The organism is Bradyrhizobium sp. YCK136, assembly GCF_044570075.1.
GTDB classification, from domain to species: domain Bacteria; phylum Pseudomonadota; class Alphaproteobacteria; order Rhizobiales; family Xanthobacteraceae; genus Bradyrhizobium; species Bradyrhizobium diazoefficiens.
Genome location: NZ_CP172424.1, coordinates 8,206,868 through 8,230,518, shown reverse-complemented (window position 1 = coordinate 8,230,518; position 23,651 = coordinate 8,206,868). Strand labels below are relative to the sequence as shown.

The following is a 23,651-nucleotide window of genomic DNA, read 5'->3' as shown; positions in this document are numbered from 1 at the left end:
GAGGATTCCCATGGCGCAAATCGGTCAGTTCACCCGCGATAAGTCTACCTTCACCGGCCGCATTCAAACGCTTTTCTTCGAGCGCCATCTCACCCTCACCCCGGCCGAATCCTCGGATGCCGAGAATGCGCCGGATTACCGCATCCGCCTCGGGGATACCGACGGTCCGGAAATCGGCGCGGGCTGGAAGCGCACCGGAGAAAAGGCCGGAGATTACGTTTCGCTCATCATCGACGACCCGACGCTTCCGCGGCCGATCCGCGCCAATCTCTTCCAGTCGGGCGACGACAAATCGGCCTGGACGCTGAACTGGAATCGTCTGCCCCAGCGCGCCGAACGGGACTGATCGCATGCAGGATCCTGTCGCGCGTGCCGGCAACGAGCCGCATCAACGGTCCACCTCGTTGTTCGGAGGAAAGCCGTCCCACCCCTTCGTCCCGCTCGAACGTCAGTCGGCCTCCGTGCAGACCAGCGGTCGAGGGCGGGGCCGCCCGCCGCGCATACCCTTGCCGGACGAGAGCATGACGGGTTGCTCGCGTCATGGCAGAGACGCGGTGCGCCTTGCCATTCTCCTGATAACCGTTCTGCTGACAATTGGCGGCACGATGCCGGCAGTGTCCGCAGAGAGAGCGCCGGCGCGCGGTCAACCTGCGCGCGACCGCTATGTCACTTATGTGGCGGAAGCCGCGCTGCGCTTTGGCATTCCGACTGCATGGATTCGCGCCGTTATGCGCGTCGAGAGCAACGGCGATCGGCGTGCCGTCTCACCTAAAGGCGCACTCGGTCTGATGCAACTTATGCCCAAGACCTGGGCGGACATGCGCGCTCGCTATGGTCTCGGACGCGATCCTTTCGATCCGCATGACAACATTCTCGCTGGCGCCGCCTTCCTTCGTGAACTGCACGACCGCTACGGCTCGCCGGGCTTCCTCGCGGCCTACAATGCAGGTCCCGCTACGAGGATTTTCGCGATAGACATCGTCCACTTCCCGCCGAGACGACAGCCTATGTCGCAGCCATTGTCCCTTTTGTCGATGCGGAGAGGACGCCAGGGCCTTTCCTCGTCGCGGCCCCCTCTCGTTCATCCTGGACGCAGGCGTCGCTCTTTTTCGGCCACGTTGACGGGCCGTCCTCCGCCGCGCCAGCTGCATTCGATCGACCGACGCACGACAAGCCGGCTGTCGCTCCTGTGCACGATCTCTCGGCCATCGCTCCGCAATCAGAAGGCCTGTTCGTCGCGCTCTCGAAAGCGGGACGACCGCAATGAATGCGCGGCGTCGCCAAAAAAAAGGATGCCGATCTATGCTCTCCCGTCGCGCCCATGCTGCGGAAATCTCGGCTGCTGTCGCGCAATGGCGGCGCGCCATCGCGATCCGATGCGAATTCGCGCCCTGGCGTACTTCAGCGCTGATCGGCGAAAAGGGAAGAGCAGGCGAGGGAGACCAGCGGGCAACGACCGAACGAGGGCGAGATAAAAGGCCGCAATGTGCGGCTTGGTCGGTCGGTTGTTGTTGCTTCATTTTTTTACTGACCCGGCAATGTGTGGTTTCGGCGCGCAATGTGCGCCTCACCATCAACTCATTGCGGGGATTCTGCTTTTCGCACATTGCCGAGGCCGTCAATGGCTGAAGAGAACGACTTCCACCCTCGGCCCGGCCGTATCCGCTCCTCGCGGAGCCAGCGAGCCAAGCCCTTCATCGCCCAGGCGCTTGCGGCTGCTCAACGCGCCGGCGGCGGCATCTCGCGAGCCGGCTATCTCGTCAGCTCCCGTCATTCGCGCTTCGGCCGGGGCCGTGTCGCCAGCGTGCGGGCAAACCGTCTGCTCACCGGTCGCTCGCGTCTGGTGACGATCAAGGCCCGGGTCGTCCGGCATCGGGCCAGATCGGCGTCGCTCGCCGCGCATCTCGGCTATCTCCGGCGCGAGGGCGTCACCCGGGACGGGGAGAAGGCCCACCTGTTCGGTCCGGACACCGAGGATGCCGACCCCAAGGCCTTTGCCGAGCGCTGTCGGGGTGACCGGCACCATTTCCGCTTCATCGTCTCGCCCGAAGATGCGCCCGAGATGGCCGACCTCAAGGGTTTTGCCCGCGAGCTGGTCGGTCAGATGGAAATAGATCTTGGCACCAAGCTCGACTGGATGGGTGTCGATCACTGGAACACCCAGCACCCTCACGTCCACATCATCGTGCGTGGCGTCGCCGAAGACGGCCAGGACCTCGTCATCTCCCGCGACTACATCAAGGAGGGGATGCGCGCCCGCGCCCAGGACCGAGTTACGCAGGAACTCGGACTGCGCTCCGATCTCGACATCCGCCGCTCGCTTGAGCGCCAGGTCGAAGCCGAGCGCTGGACACAGCTCGACCGCCAGCTTGTTCGCGATGCAGACCGGCACGGCGTCATCGACCTCGCGCCCAATCCGGCGCAGCAGCCTGATCAGTTCCATGCGCTGAAGGTCGGCCGGCTGCGGCGCTTGGAGAGCCTCGGCCTCGCGCATCAACTCGGGCCAGGCCAATGGGTCATGGATGAGGCCGCCGAGACGACGCTCCGCGAGCTCGACGAGCGCGGCGATATCATCAAACGCATCCACCGCAGCCTGATCGAACGCGGCATCGAGCGGGGGACCGCGAGCTACGTGCTATCAGGCGAAAGCCTCGACGTCCCCGTCATCGGACGCCTCGTCGATCGCGGTCTCGACGACGAACTCAAAGGGACCGCCTATGCCGTGGTCGACGGCGTCGATGGCCGCACCCACCACATCAGGCTGCCCGATCTCGACGCGGCCGGCGACAGCGCGCCGGGCTCGATCGTCGAGTTGCGCAAATTCGATGATGCGAGAGGACAGCGCCGCGTGGCGCTTGCCGTCCGTTCCGATCTCTCGATCGAAGCCCAGGTAACGGCGAGCGGCGCGACATGGCTCGACCGGCAGGCCGTCGCACGCGAACCTGTGGCACTCGGCCAGGCCGGCTTCGGCGCCGAGGTCCGCGACGCCATGCAACGGCGGGCTGAGCAGCTCATCGAGCAGGGTCTCGCCGAAGGCCAGGCGCGCGGCCTCGTCTTTTCTCACAACCTCATCGGCACGCTGCGCCGGCGAGAGTTAGAGGCTCTCGGCAAGCAACTCGCGACCGAGGCCGGCCAGCCGTTCAATCCGTCGGCTGCCGGTGAATATGTCTCGGGCACCTATCGGCAGCGCTTCGCGCTCGCCTCCGGCCGCTTCGCCATGATCGACGATGGTCTCGGCTTCCAGTTCGTGCCCTGGACGCCTTCGCTCGAAAAGCAGCTCGGCCGGCATGTCTCCGGCGTCGCTCGCGCCGACGGCGGCATCGATTGGGGTTTTGGGCGCAATCGGGGGCTCGGCCTGTGAGCGATCTCGACAGTCACCGACGTCAGGAAAGGGCGGCGGCCATGTCCGCTACCAAGATTCCCTGGGGGCAGGTTATCACGGTCTTTGCGATCGTCCTGCTGACGATCTGGACTGCGACGGAATGGACGGCCTGGCGGCTCGGCTTCCAGCCGCAGCTCGGGCAGCCCTGGTTCGAGCTGCTCCATTTTCCCGTCTACCTTCCGCCCGCCTTCTTCTGGTGGTGGTACGCCTACGATGCTTATGCGCCACAGGTCTTCATTGAGGGCGGCTACATCGCCGCATCCGGCGGCATTATCGCCGCGGCCGCCGCGATCGGAATGTCGGTCTGGCGCGCCCGCGAAGTGAAGAATGCCGAGACTTATGGCTCTGCGCGGTGGGCTGAGGCGACGGAGATCGCGCAAGCAGGGTTACTCGGGCCTGACGGCGTCGTGCTCGGCCGGTTCGAGCGTGCCTACCTCCGCCATGATGGACCGGAGCATGTCCTGTGCTTCGCGCCGACCCGGAGCGGGAAGGGCGTCGGCCTCGTCATTCCTTCGCTGCTGACTTGGCCCGGCAGCGCGATCGTCCACGACATCAAGGGGGAGAACTGGCAGCTCACCGCCGGCTTCCGCGCTCAGTACGGCCGCGTCCTCCTGTTCGATCCGACCAACGCGAAGTCGTCGGCCTATAACCCGTTGCTCGAGGTCCGCCGCGGCGCGCGGGAGGTTCGTGACGTCCAGAACATCGCCGACATCCTCGTTGACCCGGAGGGTAGCCTCGAGAAGCGGAACCACTGGGAGAAAACCAGCCACGCACTTCTGGTCGGCGCCATCCTCCACGTCCTCTATGCCGAGGAAGACAAGACGCTTGCCGGCGTCGCAGCTTTCCTGTCCGATCCGAAGCGGCCGATCGAGACGACACTCGCCGCCATGATGCGGACGCCGCATCTCGGCGAGGCCGGGGTCCATCCCGTTGTCGCGTCCGCTGCGCGCGAGTTGCTGAACAAATCCGGAAACGAGCGCTCCGGCGTCTTGAGTACCGCCATGTCGTTCCTGGGCCTCTACCGAGATCCGGTGGTGGCGGAGGTGACACGGCGCTGCGACTGGCGGATCACCGACATCGTCGGCGGCGACCGGTTCACCACGCTGTACCTCGTGGTGCCGCCCTCGGACATCAACCGCACCAAGCCGCTGATCCGCCTGATCCTCAATCAGATCGGCCGCCGCTTGACCGAGGATCTCCAAGCCAAGGCCGGACGGCGCCGGCTCCTCCTGATGCTCGACGAATTCCCCGCGCTCGGCCGGCTTGACTTCTTCGAATCCGCGCTCGCCTTCATGGCGGGTTACGGCATCAAGAGCTTCCTGATCGCCCAGTCGCTGAACCAGATCGAGAAAGCCTACGGGCCCAACAACTCGATCCTCGACAACTGTCATGTTCGGGTCAGCTTCGCGACCAACGATGAACGGACCGCGAAGCGGGTGAGCGACGCACTCGGCACCGCGACCGAGATGAAGGCGATGAAGAACTATGCCGGCAGCCGGCTGGCGCCATGGCTCGGCCACCTGATGGTCTCTCGGTCGGAGACCGCCCGCCCGCTGCTGACGCCTGGCGAGATGATGCAGCTCCCGCCATCAGATGAGATCGTCATGATGTCGGGTCTCCATCCGATCCGGGCCAAGAAAGCGCGCTATTACGAGGACGCGCGCTTCCAGGAACGCATACTGGCGCCGCCGACGCTGAACAAAGCCAACGAGGTGCGGCCGGACGATTGGAGTTCACGGCCACTGCCGCCGCGCCCATCGGCATTAGCGGCGTCGGCCGACGACCAGACGGACGACGAAGATCCAAAGACCGCGGATCGCCGCCGGCAGCCGGAACTGGCCCAAGACACCGTGGAAAAGAAGGAACCGCTCGGCAACGAGTTCGCGGCCGACCTCGCCGACGAGTTCGATGAAGATGCACCGCGCATCAGGCGCATGAACGACATGATGCAGGGCGTCGCGCGCCAGGCTTCACTCGATCCCGGCGATGATCTCGGATTGTGAGGCCAGGCATGACCGCAGCGAAGAAAAAGGCCCAGATGTCGGTCTATCTCGAGCCTGATGTCATGAAGGCGCTGTCGTCCTATGCCGCCCGGCGCGAGCAATCGCTGTCGCTCATCGCCGAGGCCGCCATTGCGTCCTTTCTGTCGCCGGACGCCGACGAGCGGCGGGAGGCTGCTATTGCCAAGAGACTCGATCAAATTGATCGCCGCATCGCGCGTCTGGAACGGGATGTCGGGATTTCAGTCGAGACCATCGCCCTCTTCATCCGCTTCTGGCTGACGACAACACCGCCACTCCCCGAACCGGCTGCAAAGGCCGCGCGGGCACAAGCCGGAGCGCGCTATGATAACTTCGTCGCCGCGTTGGGCCGGCGACTCAATCAGGGCCCGAAACTGCGGCAGGAGATTTTGGAGGACATGCCCAACTCGCCGCCGGAGTCCCGATGTGGGTGTCAGTCCGTTCTAAATGTGAAGAACTCAATGGAGACGAGGTAGAGATCCGGCTCGCTCTCGATCTTCGTTGCACTGCCCGGCCGCGCTAAGCTCTCGCCAGGATGACGTCAGATGATGACACGGGGTTGATTGCGGACCCTACATCGCCCAAACACTCGAGGCGATCATCGCCTGCCATCCCCAAAGTCGAATCGAAGACCTCATGCCATGGCGACTCCGCAAAACGTCAAGCCAGCATCAATAGGTTGCGGCTAAGCGCTCACCAGCAAGCAGAAGATTTCGGCCTTGAACCACTCTGACGGAATCACAGGTACTACAGCTAACAGCTCAACACGGTTGCCTATTGCGCCGGCGAGGATGCCTGGAGCAAGAGGAGAACTCTCCGCAGGCGCATTCACCTATTCGATCGGTCTGAGCCGGCGTGCAGCATGCGCCTTGTGTTCCACCTCAGACGCGCGGCTTGTTTCAAAATCTACCGATCTTGTTGCGAAGAAAACATCGCGATCGAAAAACCGCAGGGAATGCGCATTGCGTCCGCTGGCCTAGATCCTGCACACCACAAGCGCCGGGGAAGCGGAGCCAACAACTTCGGCTATTGGGCCTTCGTTGCAAATTGGCGCGCGTCATGTGTTCGTGAGGTGAAATGCGATCTGAACTTCTTTTTTGCGGAATCGCAACAGCTGCGCTCGTTGCTGGCGGTACCGTCAATTCGGCCGATCTTAAGCCGGCAGTAAAGGTCCCACCCGCCGTCTGGAACTGGACCGGCGGGTATATCGGCGGGCACGTCGGCGGGGGCTACGGGCTGACATCATTCAGTGATCCCTATGGTCCGTCACTCTATGGGGACGTTGTCCACACCCCCGTGTTCCTGGCCGGAGGTCAGATCGGCTACAACTGGCAGAGGGAGCGCTGGGTTTTTGGCCTTGAATTGGATGCTAGTGGCGCTGTCTCGGACGGTAAAAACACCTGTCTTGCCGTTTCCAGCTCGGTGGTGAGCGCGAACTGCAACGCCAGTCCAAACGTTTTTGTCACCGGGACGGGTCGCCTGGGGTATGCGTTTGGACCGCAGGGCCACACGCTAGCTTATCTCAAAGGGGGCGTGGCCTGGCAGCACAATCGCGGCGATGTCACCAACAACAACGAATTCGGTGACTTGGCGCCACAGAATGCCACCCATTTCGACTATGGTCGTGTCGGTGGCACAATCGGGGTAGGCGTCGAGCAAGCGCTCACGCCGGCTTGGTCCCTGACACTTGAATACGACTATCTAAGGTTCGGCGGAGCAAACGTGGCGACCCCTCCGACCCTACGGTATCCGCCGTTGGCAACGGTCCCAGCCAACATCACTAGCCTATCCAGCAGCTACCACGTCGGAAAGCTTGGTCTGAACTACCATTTTGACGCCGCCCCATGGACACCGGCATGGTCAGATGCGCCGCTATACCCGACAAAGCCGACGGTCAGCGCCTCGCCGATTGCTCTCGCTGATCGGTGGTCGCTGGAAAGCGGCACACGGGTGTGGTTAAGCCGAGGAAGGTATCAATGGGACCACGGGAGCAGTGATCTCGTATCAAGACTCTCCTATCATGGGCTCGATGGGATTTCGGGTGAGTTGTTCGAACGTGTGGACAGCCCCTGGGGGATCTTCCTGAAGGGCAATATCGGAATCGGGCGCTTCAACACTGGAAATATGAACGATGAAGATTGGGGCTTACGCCCTCCGTACGTGAGTGTCCCCACCGCCTACGTCAACACGATATCGGGTCAGGCCAACGGAAGGTTCACCTACTACACCGCCGATGCCGGATACAATTTCCTCCGCGGCAGCACCTACAAGGTCGGTGGGTTTATGGGCTGGAGCTACTACGGCCAGAAGTCCGACTCGATAGGCTGCGTTCAGATCGCCGCCCCCAAGTCTGATCCATGCCTTGCGCCAAGCGATAGAAGGATCATCGGCAGCCAAGACACTGACTGGAATGCGCTGCGCATCGGCCTCAGCGCTGAGACCATGTTGCTCGACCGTTGGCGCGTGAGTGCCGATGTTGCTTACCTGCCGTGGACAGACTTCCACGGGCGCGACAACCATCTGCTGCGTCAATTCACGTCCTTCGCCGATCAACGCGGGAGTGGTGGCGGTGGTGTGCAGGTTGAGGCAGTCCTATCCTACTTCATCACTGAGAACTTCAGCCTCGGCGTCGGCGGCCGTTATTGGGCCATGTGGACCCCAAATGAGCGTAAAGGAATTGACACCCAAGCCACGGAGGCGCACCGCCCCCCTGTTACCCACGGGCCCTTTCCTGCGGACCATCGCATGGAACGATGGGGCACGTTCCTGCAGGCGTCCTACAAGTTTGACTGAAACTGCATGCTCCTCGCTCTAAGCTTGGCACGGCCGAGATTACACAATGACGACGGCGCCGCGCTCTTGCCTAGGCTGGAACTAAGCGAAGGTCCGGGACTAAAGCTGCAAGCTTTTGGGCCGTTCAAGCCCGAAAGCTTGCATCGACGCATCAAGGGTGAAGGCTAGGCGCCGCGGAGGTGGTGCAACGTTTGATCTTCGATGTGAGCGCCGTCATCCCGCCCACCGCAAGCACGCGGTCAGAGCTTTGATTTGCACGCTTTGTTTTCGTTTGCGGCGGGCGGGTTGTCGTTATCAACTTGCAGCTTAGCGATGGCCTCGTGATCGGTAGTCGCCGGACCGATGTCAATTGTTTGCAAATTTGACCCCTTGCATTGCCAATAAATCCCTATTGTGGAGATTTGTCGTGAGAGGCTCGATCAGCACCCCTTCGATACAGCAAGTATTTTTTCTCTGCTCTACCCTTGATTCCTACGACGGCTGAATACTTGTTGAACTAACCCATTTCCTGCCTTTTCTATCCATCCCCGTCGCCGATCGCTTGTTGCGATTGGCGTTCGACGGGGGACGATCGTGGCGGGCACTTCACTCCATTCGGAAGCGTTCTCGCGTGGCGCGCGCATGCTGCGCACCGCGCTCGGCCCCGCGATCGCCACCTTCCTTGAAGATCCATCGATCGTCGAGGTGATGCTCAACCCCGACGGGCGGCTCTGGATCGACCGATTATCCGGCGGCCTGGAGGATAGCGGACGAACGATGTCCGCCGCCGACGGCGAGCGGATCGTGCGCCTGGTCGCGCACCATGTCGGCGCTGAGGTGCATGCCGAGAAGCCGCGCGTCTCCGCTGAGCTTCCCGAGACGGGGGAGAGGTTCGAGGGGCTTCTCCCGCCCGTTGTTGCGGCTCCGGCCTTTGCAATCCGCAAGCCGGCCGTCGCTGTTTTCACCCTGGATGACTACGCGGCGGCTGGCATCATGACGGCCGGGCAGGCGATCCTGCTCCGCGAAGCGGTTGCCGCCCGCAAGAACATCCTGGTCGCCGGCGGCACCTCGACCGGCAAGACCACACTGACAAACGCACTGCTGGCCGAGATCGCCGGCACCACCGATCGCGTGGTCCTGATCGAGGATACGCGTGAGCTGCAATGCCGCGCTCCGAACCTGGTCGCGCTGCGGACCAAAGATGGCGTCGCGTCCCTGTCGGATCTGGTTCGGTCCTCCCTGCGCCTACGCCCCGACCGGATTCCGGTCGGCGAGGTACGGGGCAGCGAAGCCCTGGAGCTCCTCAAAGCCTGGGGCACGGGCCATCCCGGTGGGATCGGAACGATCCACGCCGGCACGGCACTGGGCGCGCTTCGCCGCCTCGAGCAGCTCATCCAGGAAGCCGTCCTCACCGTTCCTGCGAGGGACAGCTCGCGGACATAGTCTCTTGGGCGGCCGCGGAAAACAAGAAATTTGAGGTCGTCGCTGGCGATAGCAAGCGCGCGCTGGGCCGGTCCACGATGGCTGAGCACACTCTCGACGTTTCGCAAATCTGTAGGATTATCGACTACGAGCCTGCTGAGCTTATTCTGACCGCTCGTCCCGGGACCCCTCTGGTGACTATTCAGGCGGAGCTCGAAGCCAAGGGTCAGATGCTTGCTTTCGAGCCACCCAATTGGCGCAGTTTGCTTCAGTCCACTGGAGAGCCGACGCTCGGCGGAACTTTGGCCTGCAATCTTGCCGGGCCACGGCGGGTTCGTGCAGGCGCTGCACGTGATTTCCTCCTGGGCTTTTCCGCAGTCAATGGCAGGGGAGAGGTATGGAAGGCAGGCGGCAAGGTCGTAAAGAACGTCACTGGCTTCGACATGTGCAAGCTGCAAGCCGGGGCCTTCGGCACCCTGTCTGTTCTAACAGAAATGACTCTGAAGGTATCCCCAAGACCGGAAGTGGAAAACACTCTTCTCCTCCCGGGGCTTGCTGACGAGATTGCAATCGAAGTCATGGCAGCTGCGCTAAACAGCCGCTTTGAGATTTCTTCAGTGGCTCACCTGCCGGCTGCCGCGGCGCGGCGATCCGAGACGAGCGCCGTTTCAAATGGTAAGGGCGCGGTTACGGCGGTGCGGCTGGAAGGGCCTCGTCCTTCGGTCGCCTATCGGGCTGAAGCCCTCGAAAAGAAGTTCGGACATGGCACACGTCTTCTCGGTCCGGAGTCGGCGTACCTTTGGAACGAGATCGGCGAGGTCCGACCGCTTCTGCCGCGTGGCCCCCGGGTCGTGTGGCGTCTCTGCCCGACACCAAGCTCGGCGGCGCTGATTGTCGCCAACGTGTGCGCCAAATTAAGCTCTGTCGACGCGCTATACGATTGGGGTGGCGGGCAAGTGTGGCTCAGCATTGATGCAGACGAAGCTGGCCTGGACGCTGGCGCGGCGGTTGTACGCGGAGCCATGAGGCGGTCGGGAGGCAATTCGACCCTTGTCGTCGCGTCCGCGCAAACGCGGGAAAGAGTTGCGGTGTTCGATCCGCTGGAGGGGCCGATTGCGGACCTCACATTGCGCATCAAGCGTGGCTTCGATCCTCAGGGTGTCCTCAATGGCGGCCGCATGCACGAGGGACATTAGCTGCCATGCAGACAAACTTTACCGAAGGCCAGCTCGCTGATTCTGGGACGCGCATTGCTGAAAAGATTCTTCGCGCGTGTGTGCACTGCGGGTTCTGCACGTCTACCTGTCCGACTTATGCCCTGCTCGGCGACGAGCTCGATAGTCCGCGCGGACGCATCTATTTGATAAAGGACATGCTCGAGAACAGCCGGCCCGCGACGAAAGAGGTCGTCAAGCACATCGATCGCTGCCTGTCCTGTTTGTCCTGCATGTCGACCTGTCCATCTGGCGTCAATTATATGCATCTGGTCGATCATGCCCGGCATCACATCGAAAAAACCTACCGCCGGCCATGGTTCGACCGAATGCTAAGGCATTTGCTCGGCTTGGTGCTTCCGAGGCCTCGCCTGTTTCGCGTGGCGCTGACCTTCTCGCGTCTCATCAAGCCGTTCACCTGGCTAATGCCCGTTCAGTTGCGCGCATCGCTTGATCTCATCCCCGAGCGGATCCCGCTTGCCTCGAAATTGGTGCAGCCTCAAGTGATATCCAGTGCACCCAGACGCAAGTGGCGCGTTGCCCTGCTCCCCGGCTGTGCCCAGCAGGTTTTAGCGCCGCAGATCAATGAGGCGACAATCCGTCTGTTGACCAGGCACGGATGTGAGGTTGTGATCTCGGGTGGCGCAGGCTGCTGTGGAGCGCTGAACCATCATCTCGGTCAGGATGGGCGCGCCTTGGCGCGCGCCAATATCGAGGCGTGGAGCAGAGAGATAGAGGGCGCCGGGCTCGACGCTGTCGTCATCAATGCGTCAGGATGTGGAACGACTGTAAAGGACTATGGCTTCATGTTCCGTGATGATCCGGAGCTCGCGAAAAAAGCTCAGGTGATATCTTCGTTGACCCGCGACATTACGGAGTTCATGAGCGAAATCGGCCTTCAGCCGCAGCTCACTCCGACCGGACAGCGCGTCGCATATCACAGCGCGTGTTCGTTGCAGCATGGGCAACAGGTGCGAGTTCAACCCAAACAGCTTCTCAAGGAAGTCGGCTTTATCGTACTCGAGCCGCCGGAAGGTCATCTTTGCTGCGGCTCGGCAGGTACATACAACCTGCTTCAGCCGTACCTCGCTGGCAAATTGCGTGACCGCAAGGTGGCCAACATAGAGGGCACATCGGCACAAATAGTCGCGGCAGGCAACCTCGGCTGCATTACCCAGATCGCGAGTGGAACATCAATACCAGTGGTGCACACGGTTGAGTTGCTCGATTGGGCAACAGGTGGACCCCGCCCAAGGGAATTGTCTGCCTGATGGTGAGTTGTTCTTTAGCATCGACCTCATTCCCAACCTTCTCGTAGAGGTTGACGCGCCACGGCCGATGAAGATGGCTCTATTGCTTCGCCTTGGTGCTATGATGCTGCGGAAGCCCAAGCGCTCCACCCGGATAACCTGCGACGGACTGCGATCTTGCGCTACGCCTCATGGGCGGCTGTCTTCCCAATGTACGTGGTGCTTGCGCGGAGGATGGAGCAAAAAGATGGGAATCCTGAAATAGCGACTATTGCGATGCGGAGGCCCCTGCTGCTTGGTGGCCGATCAGCGATCTTCGCCCACTCCCATGCGCCCGGACACCTGAAAGGCCGCGCGGAAGCGAGACGGTCGATCGCCAGGTCTTGATCCAAGTGGTGTTGCGCCCACGCGAACACGGATGCCAAGGCATCGCCCTCATCACCGGGTGACATGCCGGTTGCTTCCTCGGACCAAGTTGGAGGACACAGTGACGTTTCGAGTGGCGACCTGCGAATTCCCTGATCGGACTGATGAGGTGTCGGCGATGTGGCGCCGGCTCGAACGTGAGCTCGCCAAGGCGCCGGTCGATCTACTCGTTCTTCCCGAGTTGGCTGGCGTTGATAGTTTTTGGGGAAGCCCGGTCTTCAGCGAGGTCGTTTGGCGTCAGGCCGTCACCACGCATGCCAAGATCTCGGATGAGCTGAAGCGGCTCACGGCAAAGCGTGCCCTCGGGACGCGGGCTGTCGAGGTGGACACACGGCGCTGGAACGAGACCTTTCTCTGGAAGCCGGAGAGCGGTCTGGTCCGAGGCAGGCCCAAGGCGTGGCTACCGCAGCAGGAGGGCGGCTGGGAAGCGACCTGGTTCGACCGCGGCCCACAGAACGTACTCCCTGTGCGGGACGACGAACTCTGTTTCGCCGAGCTGGTGTGCACGGAGATCATGGTGAGCACCGCGGCGCGCCGTCTCGGTCAGGCCGGGGTTCAGTTGATTGCCGCGCCGCGGGCGACCGGCGGCCATCCGCGTTGGGAAGTGGCCACCCGGATGGCGGCGATTGCAGCCGGCGCGTTCGTCGTGACGGCGAACCGCCGAGGCGGCAGCCTCGCCGGCGGTAGCTGGATCGTGGCGCCTGATGGTGACGTCCTTGCGCGCACGAGCGAGGGCAATCCCATCATCAGCCTTGAAATCGATCTGGCCGCGGCCGACGCGGCCAAACAGACCTATCCGCGCAATGTCAGGGATTGACCGGATCAAGGAGACCCCGCCGATGCTGGACGCGCTGACCTATCTCACTTCAGCCGAGGAATTACGGCCACCCTATCTTCCGCCGTCGGCGCTGATGCGCGCCAAGCAGCTCGACCGGCTGGACCCACATTGCTGCAAGTTTATCGCGCATGCGCCGTTTGTCATCATCGGCTCGTCGCATCCTGAGCGCGGCCATGATGTCAGCCCCCGCGGTGATGCGCCGGGCTTCGTGCATATCTTCGATCCTCATCATCTGGCGATCCCAGACCGGCCCGGCAACAATCGCCTCGATACGATCGAGAATTTGCTCGTCAATCCGGCGATCGGCCTGCTGTTCGTTATTCCGGGCATCGAGGAATTGCTGCGGGTCAACGGCACCGCGCGTCTTTTACGTTCGCAGGACCTCCTCCAATCGATGTCGGTCGGCGGCAAGGCGCCGAAGCTCGCGATCGTCGTGACCGTCACGGAGGCGTTCCTTCACTGCACCAAAGCCCTCAAGCGCAGCCGACTCTGGCAAGATGATTATCGGCTGGACCGCGCCAAACTGCCGTCGCTCGGCCAGATGATTTCCGATCAGACCATGCCTGCAGATCTCTCCGTCAAGGACATCGAGGCGAGAATTGAAGTCGACGCCAAAAAGAATCTCTATTAACGAACGAGGAATGACGGATGAAGCTGCAACTCCTTCGAAACGCAACATTGAAGCTGAATCTCGGCAGACGCACGATACTATTGATCCGTTCTTCGCCCCAAAGCACAGCCGGCCTTCCATTGCGCGACGCTCGCCAAATCCGCTGGTCGAGCTTCCCGTGAGCGTCGACCAAGCCCTCGACGGCGTTGAACTGGTTATCGTCTCGCACCTGCATTCGGATCACTTCGATCCGCTGGCACAATCCCTTGTGCCGAAGGATATGCCGATCGTCTGCCAACCTGCCGACGACAGCAAAATCCGCTCTTTCGGCTTCGAAGAGGTCACGCCACTTCATAACCAACTGGATTGGCGCGACGTTAAGCTGACGCGGCGCGAAGGCCGCCATGGCTTTGGCCCGGTGGTCGAGAAGATGGGGCCGGTCATGGGGTTCAGCATTGAAGTAGAAGGCGAGCCGAGACTCTATTGGACAGGCGATACTGTTCTCTACCCGCCGGTCGAGGAGACAATTCGAAGCACCGATCCGGACATCATCGTCATTCATCCTTCCGGTGCGCGATGGGAAGGTTCGTCGATCGCCATGGATGCCGAACAGGCCGCGACGCTCTGCAAGACGTTCCCGCGCCCAATTGTTGTCGCAACTCACCTTGAAGCTCTGGATCACGCGACGGTCACCCGAGATCACCTTCGGCAATTTACGCTCTCCCAAGGAATCGCTGCCGAGCGATTGTTGATCCCTCGTGACGGCGAATTGCTCTACCTCGATGTTCCGGCCAGATAAGGAGCCTGCTCCAATCATGAGGTGCTGGTCAGAATATATGCGTCCAGAATCTTTGGCAGCCAAATGCGATGACGCGCACGAGAGAGGAATGGCGGCGGCGATCCACGATGAGCTTTCCTACAAAGCGATCGGACGAGGAATAGAAGGCGCGTGCAGCATTCTGAGCGGTGAGTTTGTCGCGTTTTGCTAGCGGCTCTCGACATCAGGTTTGGCAGTAGCATCATTGGTCAGCTTAAAGTCAGTGCATGACGTGACGAGCTGTTGTTCGACGAACCGGGAGGCGTCGATTGAGATTGTTTATGACCCGCGCCGCCTGCCAGCAAGCTGCGGCGTGGCGATCGCCGATCTCCAGCGACGCGTCTACGCTGGCGAGAATTTTCTTACGCGACAACCCGCGACGGGTAGGCGAGGAGATGGACAGAGGTTGGCCGATACGATCGGGTGACGCGTCAGAATAATTTATCTGCCAGAGCGATGAATGAAAGGACGAACTATCAATTCGAGGGGCGCCCGCAGCCACTCCTACAGTTTGCATTTTTCACGATCCAGCGTGTTCGGCGCAGACCTTCTTGGTCCATGCGCGGCCTTCGACCACATGAAACCCAAGCGCCATCCGACTTTGTCTGCGTGATCTGCGCCTCGGGCTCGTCGCGAGCTTAGTTCGAGAAGGATCTACATGTCGAAAGCAACGCGCAGTTCTTTTGCGTTCACAGGGCCGGTTCGCGCAAAACAACGTCTCACCCGAGACAGTTTCTCTCTCTTCCATCGCGTAGTCGTGAGCCAGCGTCGTCTTTGCGTGCGGATACATCGATGCGAGCGAAGTTGCAGCCGCGCAGCAACAAACACCGCATTTTGCGTCAACAAAAGAATACCGCTTTCCCGGACTCGCTGAAAAAGAGTTTGCCTTGGACTCGCTCGCTTCGGCGTTCTCTGAGACTATTGATTGCTCGCCGATGGTGCTTGCGAGGAGAATGCGGATGACTTGCACGGGCCTCCTTGATCGATCTCGAACCTGCGTCGCGCCGCTGACATCGTGTCTCGCGGCGTATTGTTGACGCGCCGATCGCGCGCCGGCGCCGGTCGCAACTGATCGCGCCAACCTTCCCATCATTCAAATCTTAGCGGCCGCCCGAACAGGCCGCATCGTCCCTCGCTGACCGCACGCAGCGCGAACGCACCGCGCTGCCTGCGCCGCATCCGTCTCCAAGACCCAACCTTTGAGGAGAATTCCGATGACCACGAACCATGATTCGATCAAATTCGCCTACTGGGTTCCGAACGTCTCCGGCGGCCTCGTGATCAGCAAGATCGAGCAGCGCACCGGATGGGACATCGACTACAACCGCCGCCTGGCGCAGATCGCGGAGCAGGCCGGCTTCGACTACGCCCTGAGCCAGATCCGCTTCACCGCGGGCTACGGCGCCGAATTCCAGCACGAGCCGGTCGCCTTCAGCCATGCGCTGCTCGCGGCGACGACCAAGCTGAAAGTGATCGCGGCGCTGCTGCCGGGACCGTGGAATCCGGCGGTCGCGGCCAAGCAGATCGCAACCATCAGCCAGCTCTCCGAAGGTCGCGTCGCGGTCAACATCGTCTCTGGCTGGTTCCGCGGCGAGTTCACCGCGATCGGTGAACCGTGGCTCGACCACGACGAACGCTACCGGCGCTCGGAAGAATTCATCCGCTCGCTGCGCGGGATCTGGACCCAGGACAGTTTCACCTTCCGCGGCGATTTTTACCGCTTCACGGATTACTCGCTGAAGCCCAAGCCGGCGCAGCCGCTGCCCGAGATATTCCAGGGCGGCAGCTCGCGCGCGGCGCGCGACATGGCGGCGCGGGTATCGGACTGGTACTTCACCAACGGCAATTCGGTCGAGGAGATTAAGAAGCAGGTCGACGACATCAGGGCCAAGGCGAAGGCCAACAATCATTCCGTGAAGATCGGCGTCAATGCTTTTGCGATCGCGCGCGACAGCGAGGCCGAGGCGCGCAGCGTGCTGAACGAGATCATCGCCAAGGCCGATCCGGAGGCGGTCAACGCCTTCGGCCACGAGGTCAAGAACGCCGGCAAGGCCTCGCCGGAAGGGCAGGGCAATTGGGCCAAATCGAGCTTCGAGGATCTCGTCCAGTACAATGACGGCTTCAAGACCAATCTGATCGGCACGCCGGAGCAGATCGCCGAGCGCATCGTCGCGCTCAAGGAGGTCGGGGTCGACCTGGTGCTGCTCGGCTTCCTGCACTTCCAGGAAGAGGTCGAGTATTGCGGTCGCCGCGTCATTCCGCTGGTGCGGGCGCTGGAAACGAATGCGCCGCGGCACGTCCAGGCTGCCGAGTGATCGGGGAAGCTCTGGCGTGACCATGATCGCAGCAAGCGCGGGCGCGCTTCCCCTGGATGGTGCCCTGGTCGAGCCGGCGCTCTCGCCACCCTTGGGCGGGCGCGCCGAAGCGACGGGCCGTATGCTCGCCAGGCGGGGCAATGGCGAGGTGCGGCCGGTGCTCGCGCTGGCGGACATCTCGCTCTCGTTCGGCGGCGTCGCCGCGCTGCGCGACGTAGGCTAGAGGTCGCGCAAGGCGAGATCCGTGCGGTGATCGGGCCCAACGGGGCCGGCAAGAGCTCGCTGCTCAATGTCATCAGCGGGCTCTACCGGCCCGACCGGGGCCGGGTGTGGCTCGGCGCGCAGTCCTTCACCCATGTGCCGACGGTACGATTGGTGCAGCACGGCGTGGCGCGGACGTTCCAGAATCTCGCGGTGTTCAAGGGCCTCTCGGTGCTCGACAACGTCTTGATGGGACTGGCGCATCGTGTTCGCGCCGGCTTCCTGCGCCAGATCGCCGGCTCGCCCTTGGCGCGGCGGATCGAGGCGGAGAATCGTGCGGCTGCCGAGGACGTCATCGGCTTCCTGCGTCTCGACCATGTGCGCGACCGCGCCGCCGGAACCTTACCCTACGGATTGCAGAAGCGCGTCGAGCTGGCGCGTGCGCTGGTGGCGCGGCCGTCCCTGCTGCTGCTCGACGAGCCGTTCGCGGGCGTCACGCTGGGCGAGAAGCAGGAACTGGCCGCGCATGTCCGCAACGCGCGCGACAGCTATGGCGCCACCATCATCCTGATCGAGCATGACATCGGTGTGGTGATGGGGCTGTCCGATCGTGTTGCGGTGCTCGACTACGGCCGCAAGATCGCCGGATACGACGGTTTTTTCGATCTGAAATGGGCGGGAATTGCGCTGGATGACGATGGCCGCCCTGACCGCGAGGAGGCACACACTGCCTGGCGGCGGTTTGGGCGCGCGTTTCTTGAGGAGTATGCCGTCCGGAATCAGAACGGTCCAGGCCGCTACGGGCCACCCTGGGCTTTGACCACATTCGGGCCGCCTTAATGCCCGCGCGATCGAAACGAGATAAGCGGCGCCATTCTGTGCACGTGACGGCCGAAGCTGTGCGCTTGTTCAAGCGGGGCGTTGAACTGCAGCGCGGCCCACATGACCCCGCCGAGTTGCGCGATCTGAAAATCTCTTTGGCGGCAGCGCTTTGCCGCAGCAAGTTCCGAGCATGCCCGCTCGACGCCACGCCGAGCAGCTTGATCGGATGCGACCGCGAGCCGGCAAGGTGGTGCAGGACGGCACGGCGGCGATATCAACGGATGGGACGTTCGCGGCAAATTCTGATGCCAAGGTGCCAACCGAAAAGGCTGTGAAGACGTACGTAGACACGGCCGGTGGCGCCTGGACCGTGACAAGTCCAACCGTCACGGCGTCGAGCGGCACGTTCACCACCGTTAGCTGTTCGCTGCGATACAAGCTGATCGGCAAGACCGCGATATTTACGGCGACCGTCACGATCACCAACGCCGGCACGGCTTCCGGCAATATTCTTTTTAATATGCCGTTTACGCCGACCGTCACCCACGCGGGCGGAGGAAAAGAAGTCGCCACTCTTGGTCATCAGTGCAACTGGCAGATAACTTCCGCGCAGATGATCATCGCAAAATATGACAATACCAGCATCATCGCGACCGGCCGAGAGAGCTGGCCCCGGTTGTTTGGACAGCGCCCCGCTGGATTTAAGTGGATTCCTGCCGGGTTATGCTGAACGCGGGGCTTTACGGTTTTGTCGTTGCGTCGGGAGGGCGTAGCCCGACCAGAGCGACGACAAAACCGTCGGCGACGGTCATGCGGCCATCACCATAGCTTGCGTGCCGAAGTAAGCCTCGTCGGGCGTGCGCCCGTCAAGGCTCGAGTGAGGGCGTCCCTGATTGTAGAAGGCCAGATACTTGGCAATTGACGCTCGCGCCTCGGACACGCTGTCGTAGGCGCGGAGATAAACTTCTTCGTATTTGACCGTGCGCCAGAGCCGCTCGACAAACACGTTGTCGCGCCAGGCGCCCTTGCCGTCCATGCTGATGGCGATCTTCGCGTCCAGCAGCACATCGGTGAACTCGAGGCTGGTGAACTGGCTGCCCTGATCCGTGTTGAAAATCTCGGGCCTGCCGTGCTTCGCCAACGCCTCCTGGACCGCTTCGACGCAGAAGGCCGCCTCCATTGTGATCGAGACGCGATGGGCCAGGACCCGTCGGCTGAACACATCGACGACCGCCGCGAGATAGACGAAGCCACGCCGCATCGGAATGTAGGTGATGTCCATTGCCCACGCATGGTCGGGCCGCTCGATCTTCAATCCGCGCAACAGGTACGGGTAGATCTTGTGACCCGGAGCCGGCTTGCTCGTGTTCGGGCGACGATAGACCGCCTCGATCCGCATGCGCTTCATCAGCGTCGCGATGTGGCGGCGACCGGCGTATACGCCCTCCCGCCGCAGCAACGATCGCAGCATACGCGCTCCCGCGAAGGGATAATCGAGATGCAGCTCATCGAGCCGACGCATCAAGGCAAGGTCCTCGGCCGAAACTGGCCGAGGTTCATAGTAGACCGTGCTGCGAGCCAGCTTCAGGACCTTCGCCTGGCGCACGATAGAAAGATCATGACCGCGGTCGATCATCGCTTTGCGCTCAGCAGGCCCGCCTTGGTGAGCGCGCCGGACAAAAAATCGTTTTCCAACGCCAGCTCGCCGATCTTGGCATGTAACGCCTTCAAATCGACCGGCGTCTCGGCCGATGTCTTGTCATGCCCAAACACGCCGGCGGCGCCTTCCAGGAGCTGGTTTTTCCAGATCGTGATCTGGTTCGGATGAACATCAAACAGTTGCGCCAGCTCCGCCAGTGTCTTGTCGCCTTTGACCGCAGCCAAAGCAACCTTCGCCTTGAATGCCGGAGAATGCGTCCGGCGGCTCTTCTTCGTCATCTTCGCTCCTGATTCGCAGCAAGAATCCTCGCCGCTGTCAGGCAGAAAATCCACTCAAGCTACTGTCCGAATTTGCGGGGCCAGCTCTCGAGTCGTGGTCATCACCGGTACGATCGAAACGACTTAATCATCGGGAGTGTGACTCCTAAGCGAGGGGTTACCGCCAGCCTTTCTTTTGTCGGAGTCGCACACTACTTTTCATTTTTGAAAAATGGATAAGTTAAAACGATTGCCACGGTAGACGGTGTTCACCCGAACAACGCTGGCTCAGCTACGATGGCCACCATCATTTACAACGCCATGCAGCCAGCGGAGTGCCTTACTAGTAAAGTTCTACCACGGCCAACCGCTGGCGCCTCCGCGCGGCGCATCAGGGTTGTCCCTTCGCCATTGGATCAGCGCGCTCTTGAAGCATGCAGCGTATGGATTGCCCGACTCAACGCCTTTGCAGGCAGCCGTCGCACGAGCCACTTCCGCGGAGCTCCACCACTCGGGGGCGTTCGATGTCGCGGTCATGGATATCCCGATGAGCGAAATCACCATGGCGGCGTACCACCATAGGCGCTCGTTTTTCAGTATCCGCACCGCAGAATCCTCCGGCCGCGCAGCCTACTCCGCCACAACCGCTCCGTGCAAGCGCGCCATATAGCTACTTGACACCCGCCGCCAATTGATCCTGCGGCTGAATCGCCACCCAACCACTACTAAGGAGATGTCTCCCAGGGGGGGGTCATTGCCCAACGACGACTTTCAACGACAAATCGGCCAGTTGCCGATCAAGCTAAAACGCCAACTCGCGACGGCGCCGCCTGCAATCCGAGACTGATTGCCAAATCACTGGCTACGACCAGTCCTGGTAGTTGTGCCAGGGCTTTTTGCGGTGGATGTATCCTACCGTCAGCCTCTTCGCCGCGAGGCTGGCGGTGGAGTTAGCGACGCCTGGTAGGGACAGCGCTCGGCCTCCGAACTGGGCGCCGAGCCACGTGGCCGCTAGCTTCACCGGCGGCGCGGGTGTGGCAGGGACAGCGTCGTTTCGCATTTCCCGACGCCGAGTCGCGCCCGCGCTGCCACGATCTGGGATCGATAAGCATCACGGACACTCAGGGAGGGAAAGGAGATTGTCCGGTTGAATTCCGTCCACTGTTGTCTTGATGTACTTGTTTCGGCCGTCTGTGGCGACGATGACCTCGACAGTGACGCCTGATTCTTCGACGTAGTACTCCCACTCGCGGCTTTCGAGGTCTCGGATAGTCTTCTTAACGGATAGCTTCCATCGCGTTCCGTCTGAATTTACCCCGCCGACATTTTTGATTCTCTCGTGTGAGCTTCGCCTGTCAGTCTTGTTTATGCAACGAATGCGCACGCGTTTGGGCATGCTGGTGTCTCCCGTTTCTGCAAGCTGTCGGACCAGCTTAAGGACTGGTCGAGGAGGAGGGACCAACCAATTCAGGCAGGTGCCCCACGAGCGATCTTGACGCTACAATTTGGCGCCCGTGGAGTTTGACGACCCTCCCGGGAAAGCGAGGTGGTCAGCGTAAGGCTGGCCACCGAAGTTAGCGCGACAGGGACGGCGCTTCAGCGGCCCCCCGCCGAGCGCCGAGTCATGTCGCCCTAACACTGGGGCAGCGCGGGCGTGGTAGGGACAGCGTCGCTTCGCATTCCCGACGCCGAGTCGCGCTCGCGCTGCTTCCGGTCACTGAGACTGAGATCATCCGGGGCACTCGGCTAGGAGCGGGAGAACATTGTCTGGTTGAATGTCGTCGGCCGTCGTCTTGATGTACTTGTGCCCGTTGTGCGTGGCCCAAACCACACCAACTCTGCGTCCATTTTCTTCGACATAGAACTCCCATTCGGCGCTCTCGATGTCTTTGACAACCTGTTCGATGGATCGCTTCCACGGCTTTCCATCGGGGTTTACTCCGCCGACGTGTGTTATTCTTTCGTGAGGAGTCTTTCTGTCCGTCTTGTTGGCGTAACGAATGCGTGCGCGTCTGGCCATTTGAGTATCTCCTAAATCTGCAAGCCTGAGGCACTAGCTTAGACCGGGGCAGTCAATTCGACCGGCCACCGTTTCTGGTAGGTGCTTCCAGTCCTTCTCAGCGATACTCCTTGGTGGCACCAGGGGGGAATTTGGGGCTCCTCAGGAGCAGGGTGGCCGGCCTGCCAATCCAAGGGCGAAGGCTGGCCACCATCGCTTGCGACGTCACCACATAGGGTAGCTACAGGCCAATGGATGCACACATTCGAGCGGGACATCACCTCACTGCGGTCGCAAGCGCTTGCGGTGCTTGCAGCCAATCAGGCCCGCGCGGCCGATCAGTCTTTGAGCCAAGCAGATCGCCAAGTCGCGACGTTTAATGCCGGGGAGGCTCAGGCAGTGCTAGGCATACTCGACAGCTTGAAACCCAACCTCGGGCCGGAAGAGGCACGGAAGATCACTGCGCGCATATAAGCAAGAGAAGTCCACCTTTCGAGGAAAGATCGCAAGGTGCTTGAGGCGTGCTGTCGCTCACCGGTGACGTTGCAGCGCGATTTGAAGCGGGCGCGGATAGTTCTGTTGGCGGCGGATGGGCGCAGCACCCGGTCGATCGCCAAGGAAGTTGGGGTCCAGCCGCGGATTGTCAGCCTTTGGCGGCATCGCTATGCCGACCATGGCCTTGAAGGGCTGCAAGACAAGCCGCGGCCTGGCAAGCAGCCGATCTATACGAAGACGACCGACAAGCGGATTCTGAAGCTGCTGGATAAGCCGCCACCGCAAGGGTTTGCGCGCTGGACCGGCCCCCTGCTGGCCGAGGCGCTGGGCGATGTCGATGTCCAATATGTCTGGCGGTTCCTGCGCAGCCACAAGATTGACCTGGTGGCTCGCAAGTCCTGGTGCGAGAGCAACGACCCGAACTTTACGGCCAAAGCCGCCGATGTTGTCGGCCTCTATGTCGCGCCGCCGGCGAAGGCCATTGTGCTGTGCGTGGACGAGAAGCCCTCGATCCAGGCTTTGGAGCGAGCGCAGGGTTATCTGAAGTTGCCCAATGGCCGCGCCTTGACCGGCCAAAGCCACGATTACAAGCGGCATGGCACCACAACATTGTTTGCGGCGCTCGAAGTCGCCACCGGAAAGATCATCGCGACCCATTCAAAACGCCGGCGCCGCGTCGAGTTTCTCGATTTCATGAACAGCGTCACCGCGGCTTTTCCGAACCGCAAGCTTCACGTCATCCTCGACAACCTCAACACCCATAAAAAGAACGAGGACTGGCTCAAGGCCCACCCCAACGTGCAATTTCATTTCACGCCGACAAGTGCGTCATGGCTCAATCAGGTCGAAGTATGGTTTTCCATCTTGCAGGGGCAGTCGCTCAGCGGCACCTCCTTCACGAGCCTCAAGCAGCTTCAGGAACACATCGATGCCTACGTCAACGCATACAACGACAGAGCCGAGCCCTTCGTCTGGACCAAGAAAAAGGTCCGTCAACGCCGTTTCAAAGGCCGCCGTATCACTCAGCTCTGATTCCGGGTACTAGGCCCACCTGCGGAGCGCACAATTCCCGCCCGCTTTTACCCCCGTAATACACCGGGACGCGCCGAGGCGCCCCTCATCGCGAAGCCCCCACAAGGGCGTCAACGCT

General features: G+C 61.6%; 18 protein-coding genes and 2 pseudogenes. 17 read left to right on the top strand and 3 right to left on the bottom strand.

All coding sequences use genetic code 11. From position 1 onward, the window contains the following. Positions 1–10 precede the first annotated feature (10 nt). From ACFLEY_RS39750 to ACFLEY_RS39675, 16 genes and pseudogenes are all read left to right on the top strand, one after another. Positions 11–346 carry a DUF736 domain-containing protein gene (locus ACFLEY_RS39750; protein WP_060910379.1) on the top strand — a complete coding sequence of 112 codons (336 nt, stop codon included), beginning with the start codon at positions 11–13 and terminating at the stop codon, positions 344–346. A gap of 4 nt (positions 347–350) precedes the next feature. Then, positions 351–911, top strand: a pseudogene (locus ACFLEY_RS39745) (lytic transglycosylase domain-containing protein); the annotation flags it as partial. Positions 912–1,302: 391 nt separating this feature from the next. After that, positions 1,303–1,629, top strand: a complete 327-nt coding sequence (locus ACFLEY_RS39740) for a hypothetical protein (protein WP_129557489.1) — start codon at positions 1,303–1,305, stop codon at positions 1,627–1,629. Continuing rightward, positions 1,622–3,361, top strand: coding sequence for a VirD2 family relaxase/mobilization nuclease (locus ACFLEY_RS39735; protein ID WP_211434304.1), 1,740 nt, complete (start codon positions 1,622–1,624; stop codon positions 3,359–3,361). The genes ACFLEY_RS39740 and ACFLEY_RS39735 overlap by 8 nt, the downstream gene beginning before the upstream one ends. 41 nt (positions 3,362–3,402) lie before the next feature. Next, entirely contained in the window at positions 3,403–5,385 is a 1,983-nt protein-coding gene (locus tag ACFLEY_RS39730; protein ID WP_060910381.1) for a conjugal transfer protein TraG, read from the top strand. A gap of 8 nt (positions 5,386–5,393) precedes the next feature. Then, positions 5,394–5,879: a CopG family transcriptional regulator gene (locus ACFLEY_RS39725; protein ID WP_060910382.1), complete on the top strand. Its 486-nt coding sequence runs from the start codon at positions 5,394–5,396 to the stop codon at positions 5,877–5,879. 601 nt (positions 5,880–6,480) lie between these two features. Continuing rightward, entirely contained in the window at positions 6,481–8,196 is a 1,716-nt protein-coding gene (locus ACFLEY_RS39720) for an outer membrane beta-barrel protein (protein ID WP_063824272.1), read from the top strand. 621 nt (positions 8,197–8,817) lie between these two features. Continuing rightward, positions 8,818–9,618: a P-type conjugative transfer ATPase TrbB gene (gene trbB, locus ACFLEY_RS39715; RefSeq protein ID WP_396604405.1), complete on the top strand. Its 801-nt coding sequence runs from the start codon at positions 8,818–8,820 to the stop codon at positions 9,616–9,618. After that, entirely contained in the window at positions 9,615–10,793 is a 1,179-nt protein-coding gene (locus tag ACFLEY_RS39710) for an FAD-binding protein (protein ID WP_347341936.1), read from the top strand. The genes trbB and ACFLEY_RS39710 overlap by 4 nt, the downstream gene beginning before the upstream one ends. A gap of 5 nt (positions 10,794–10,798) precedes the next feature. Next, positions 10,799–12,082, top strand: a complete 1,284-nt coding sequence (gene glcF, locus ACFLEY_RS39705; RefSeq protein ID WP_060910383.1) for a glycolate oxidase subunit GlcF — start codon at positions 10,799–10,801, stop codon at positions 12,080–12,082. Positions 12,083–12,548: 466 nt separating this feature from the next. Continuing rightward, positions 12,549–13,304 carry a carbon-nitrogen hydrolase family protein gene (locus ACFLEY_RS39700; protein WP_171901208.1) on the top strand — a complete coding sequence of 252 codons (756 nt, stop codon included), beginning with the start codon at positions 12,549–12,551 and terminating at the stop codon, positions 13,302–13,304. Positions 13,305–13,326: 22 nt separating this feature from the next. Then, the gene (locus ACFLEY_RS39695) at positions 13,327–13,956 is read left to right on the top strand and encodes a pyridoxamine 5'-phosphate oxidase family protein (protein WP_060910385.1); all 630 of its coding nucleotides are present in this window, start codon (positions 13,327–13,329) and stop codon (positions 13,954–13,956) included. 10 nt (positions 13,957–13,966) lie between these two features. Beyond that, positions 13,967–14,734: an MBL fold metallo-hydrolase gene (locus tag ACFLEY_RS39690; RefSeq protein ID WP_396604404.1), complete on the top strand. Its 768-nt coding sequence runs from the start codon at positions 13,967–13,969 to the stop codon at positions 14,732–14,734. 1,232 nt (positions 14,735–15,966) lie between these two features. Further along, a complete protein-coding gene (gene sfnG / locus ACFLEY_RS39685) occupies positions 15,967–17,067 on the top strand; it encodes a dimethylsulfone monooxygenase SfnG (RefSeq protein WP_060910387.1) in 1,101 nt (366 codons plus the stop codon). 121 nt (positions 17,068–17,188) lie between these two features. Continuing rightward, a pseudogene (locus ACFLEY_RS39680) lies at positions 17,189–17,913 on the top strand (ABC transporter ATP-binding protein); the annotation flags it as partial. Positions 17,914–18,280: 367 nt separating this feature from the next. Beyond that, positions 18,281–18,820: a hypothetical protein gene (locus tag ACFLEY_RS39675; protein WP_396604403.1), complete on the top strand. Its 540-nt coding sequence runs from the start codon at positions 18,281–18,283 to the stop codon at positions 18,818–18,820. Positions 18,821–18,898: 78 nt separating this feature from the next. Here ACFLEY_RS39675 and ACFLEY_RS39670 read toward each other — a convergent pair. The 3 genes from ACFLEY_RS39670 to ACFLEY_RS39660 form a co-directional block, all read right to left on the bottom strand. After that, a protein-coding gene (locus ACFLEY_RS39670) for an IS3-like element ISRj2 family transposase (protein ID WP_129557324.1) occupies positions 18,899–20,028 on the bottom strand; the annotation gives its coding sequence in 2 pieces (ribosomal slippage) (positions 18,899–19,776 and positions 19,776–20,028; 1,131 coding nt in all). A gap of 1,090 nt (positions 20,029–21,118) precedes the next feature. Continuing rightward, positions 21,119–21,403 carry a DUF3892 domain-containing protein gene (locus ACFLEY_RS39665; protein WP_171901209.1) on the bottom strand — a complete coding sequence of 95 codons (285 nt, stop codon included), beginning with the start codon at positions 21,401–21,403 and terminating at the stop codon, positions 21,119–21,121. 333 nt (positions 21,404–21,736) lie between these two features. Then, positions 21,737–22,027 (bottom strand): DUF3892 domain-containing protein, encoded by a 291-nt coding sequence (locus ACFLEY_RS39660; protein WP_060910390.1) that lies wholly within the window; start codon positions 22,025–22,027, stop codon positions 21,737–21,739. Between the two features lie 489 nt (positions 22,028–22,516). On the opposite strand from ACFLEY_RS39660, the gene ACFLEY_RS39655 reads away from it, so the two are divergent. Continuing rightward, on the top strand, positions 22,517–23,533 hold the full coding sequence (locus tag ACFLEY_RS39655; RefSeq protein ID WP_082756064.1) for an IS630-like element ISRj1 family transposase: 1,017 nt from the start codon (positions 22,517–22,519) through the stop codon (positions 23,531–23,533). The last annotated feature ends 118 nt before the right edge of the window (positions 23,534–23,651 follow it).

Excerpts from the sequence above, each read along its gene's own strand:
- ACFLEY_RS39750 (WP_060910379.1), top strand. The coding sequence starts at position 11 with ATGGCGCAAATCGGTCAGTTCACCCGCGATAAGTCTACCTTCACCGGC.
- ACFLEY_RS39740 (WP_129557489.1), top strand. The coding sequence starts at position 1,303 with ATGCTCTCCCGTCGCGCCCATGCTGCGGAAATCTCGGCTGCTGTCGCG.
- ACFLEY_RS39735 (WP_211434304.1), top strand. The coding sequence starts at position 1,622 with ATGGCTGAAGAGAACGACTTCCACCCTCGGCCCGGCCGTATCCGCTCC.
- ACFLEY_RS39730 (WP_060910381.1), top strand. The coding sequence starts at position 3,403 with ATGTCCGCTACCAAGATTCCCTGGGGGCAGGTTATCACGGTCTTTGCG.
- ACFLEY_RS39725 (WP_060910382.1), top strand. The coding sequence starts at position 5,394 with ATGACCGCAGCGAAGAAAAAGGCCCAGATGTCGGTCTATCTCGAGCCT.
- ACFLEY_RS39720 (WP_063824272.1), top strand. The coding sequence starts at position 6,481 with ATGCGATCTGAACTTCTTTTTTGCGGAATCGCAACAGCTGCGCTCGTT.
- trbB (WP_396604405.1), top strand. The coding sequence starts at position 8,818 with ATGCTGCGCACCGCGCTCGGCCCCGCGATCGCCACCTTCCTTGAAGAT.
- glcF (WP_060910383.1), top strand. The coding sequence starts at position 10,799 with ATGCAGACAAACTTTACCGAAGGCCAGCTCGCTGATTCTGGGACGCGC.
- ACFLEY_RS39695 (WP_060910385.1), top strand. The coding sequence starts at position 13,327 with ATGCTGGACGCGCTGACCTATCTCACTTCAGCCGAGGAATTACGGCCA.
- ACFLEY_RS39690 (WP_396604404.1), top strand. The coding sequence starts at position 13,967 with ATGACGGATGAAGCTGCAACTCCTTCGAAACGCAACATTGAAGCTGAA.
- sfnG (WP_060910387.1), top strand. The coding sequence starts at position 15,967 with ATGACCACGAACCATGATTCGATCAAATTCGCCTACTGGGTTCCGAAC.
- ACFLEY_RS39675 (WP_396604403.1), top strand. The coding sequence starts at position 18,281 with ATGCCCGCTCGACGCCACGCCGAGCAGCTTGATCGGATGCGACCGCGA.
- ACFLEY_RS39665 (WP_171901209.1), bottom strand. The coding sequence starts at position 21,403 with ATGCCCAAACGCGTGCGCATTCGTTGCATAAACAAGACTGACAGGCGA.
- ACFLEY_RS39660 (WP_060910390.1), bottom strand. The coding sequence starts at position 22,027 with ATGGCCAGACGCGCACGCATTCGTTACGCCAACAAGACGGACAGAAAG.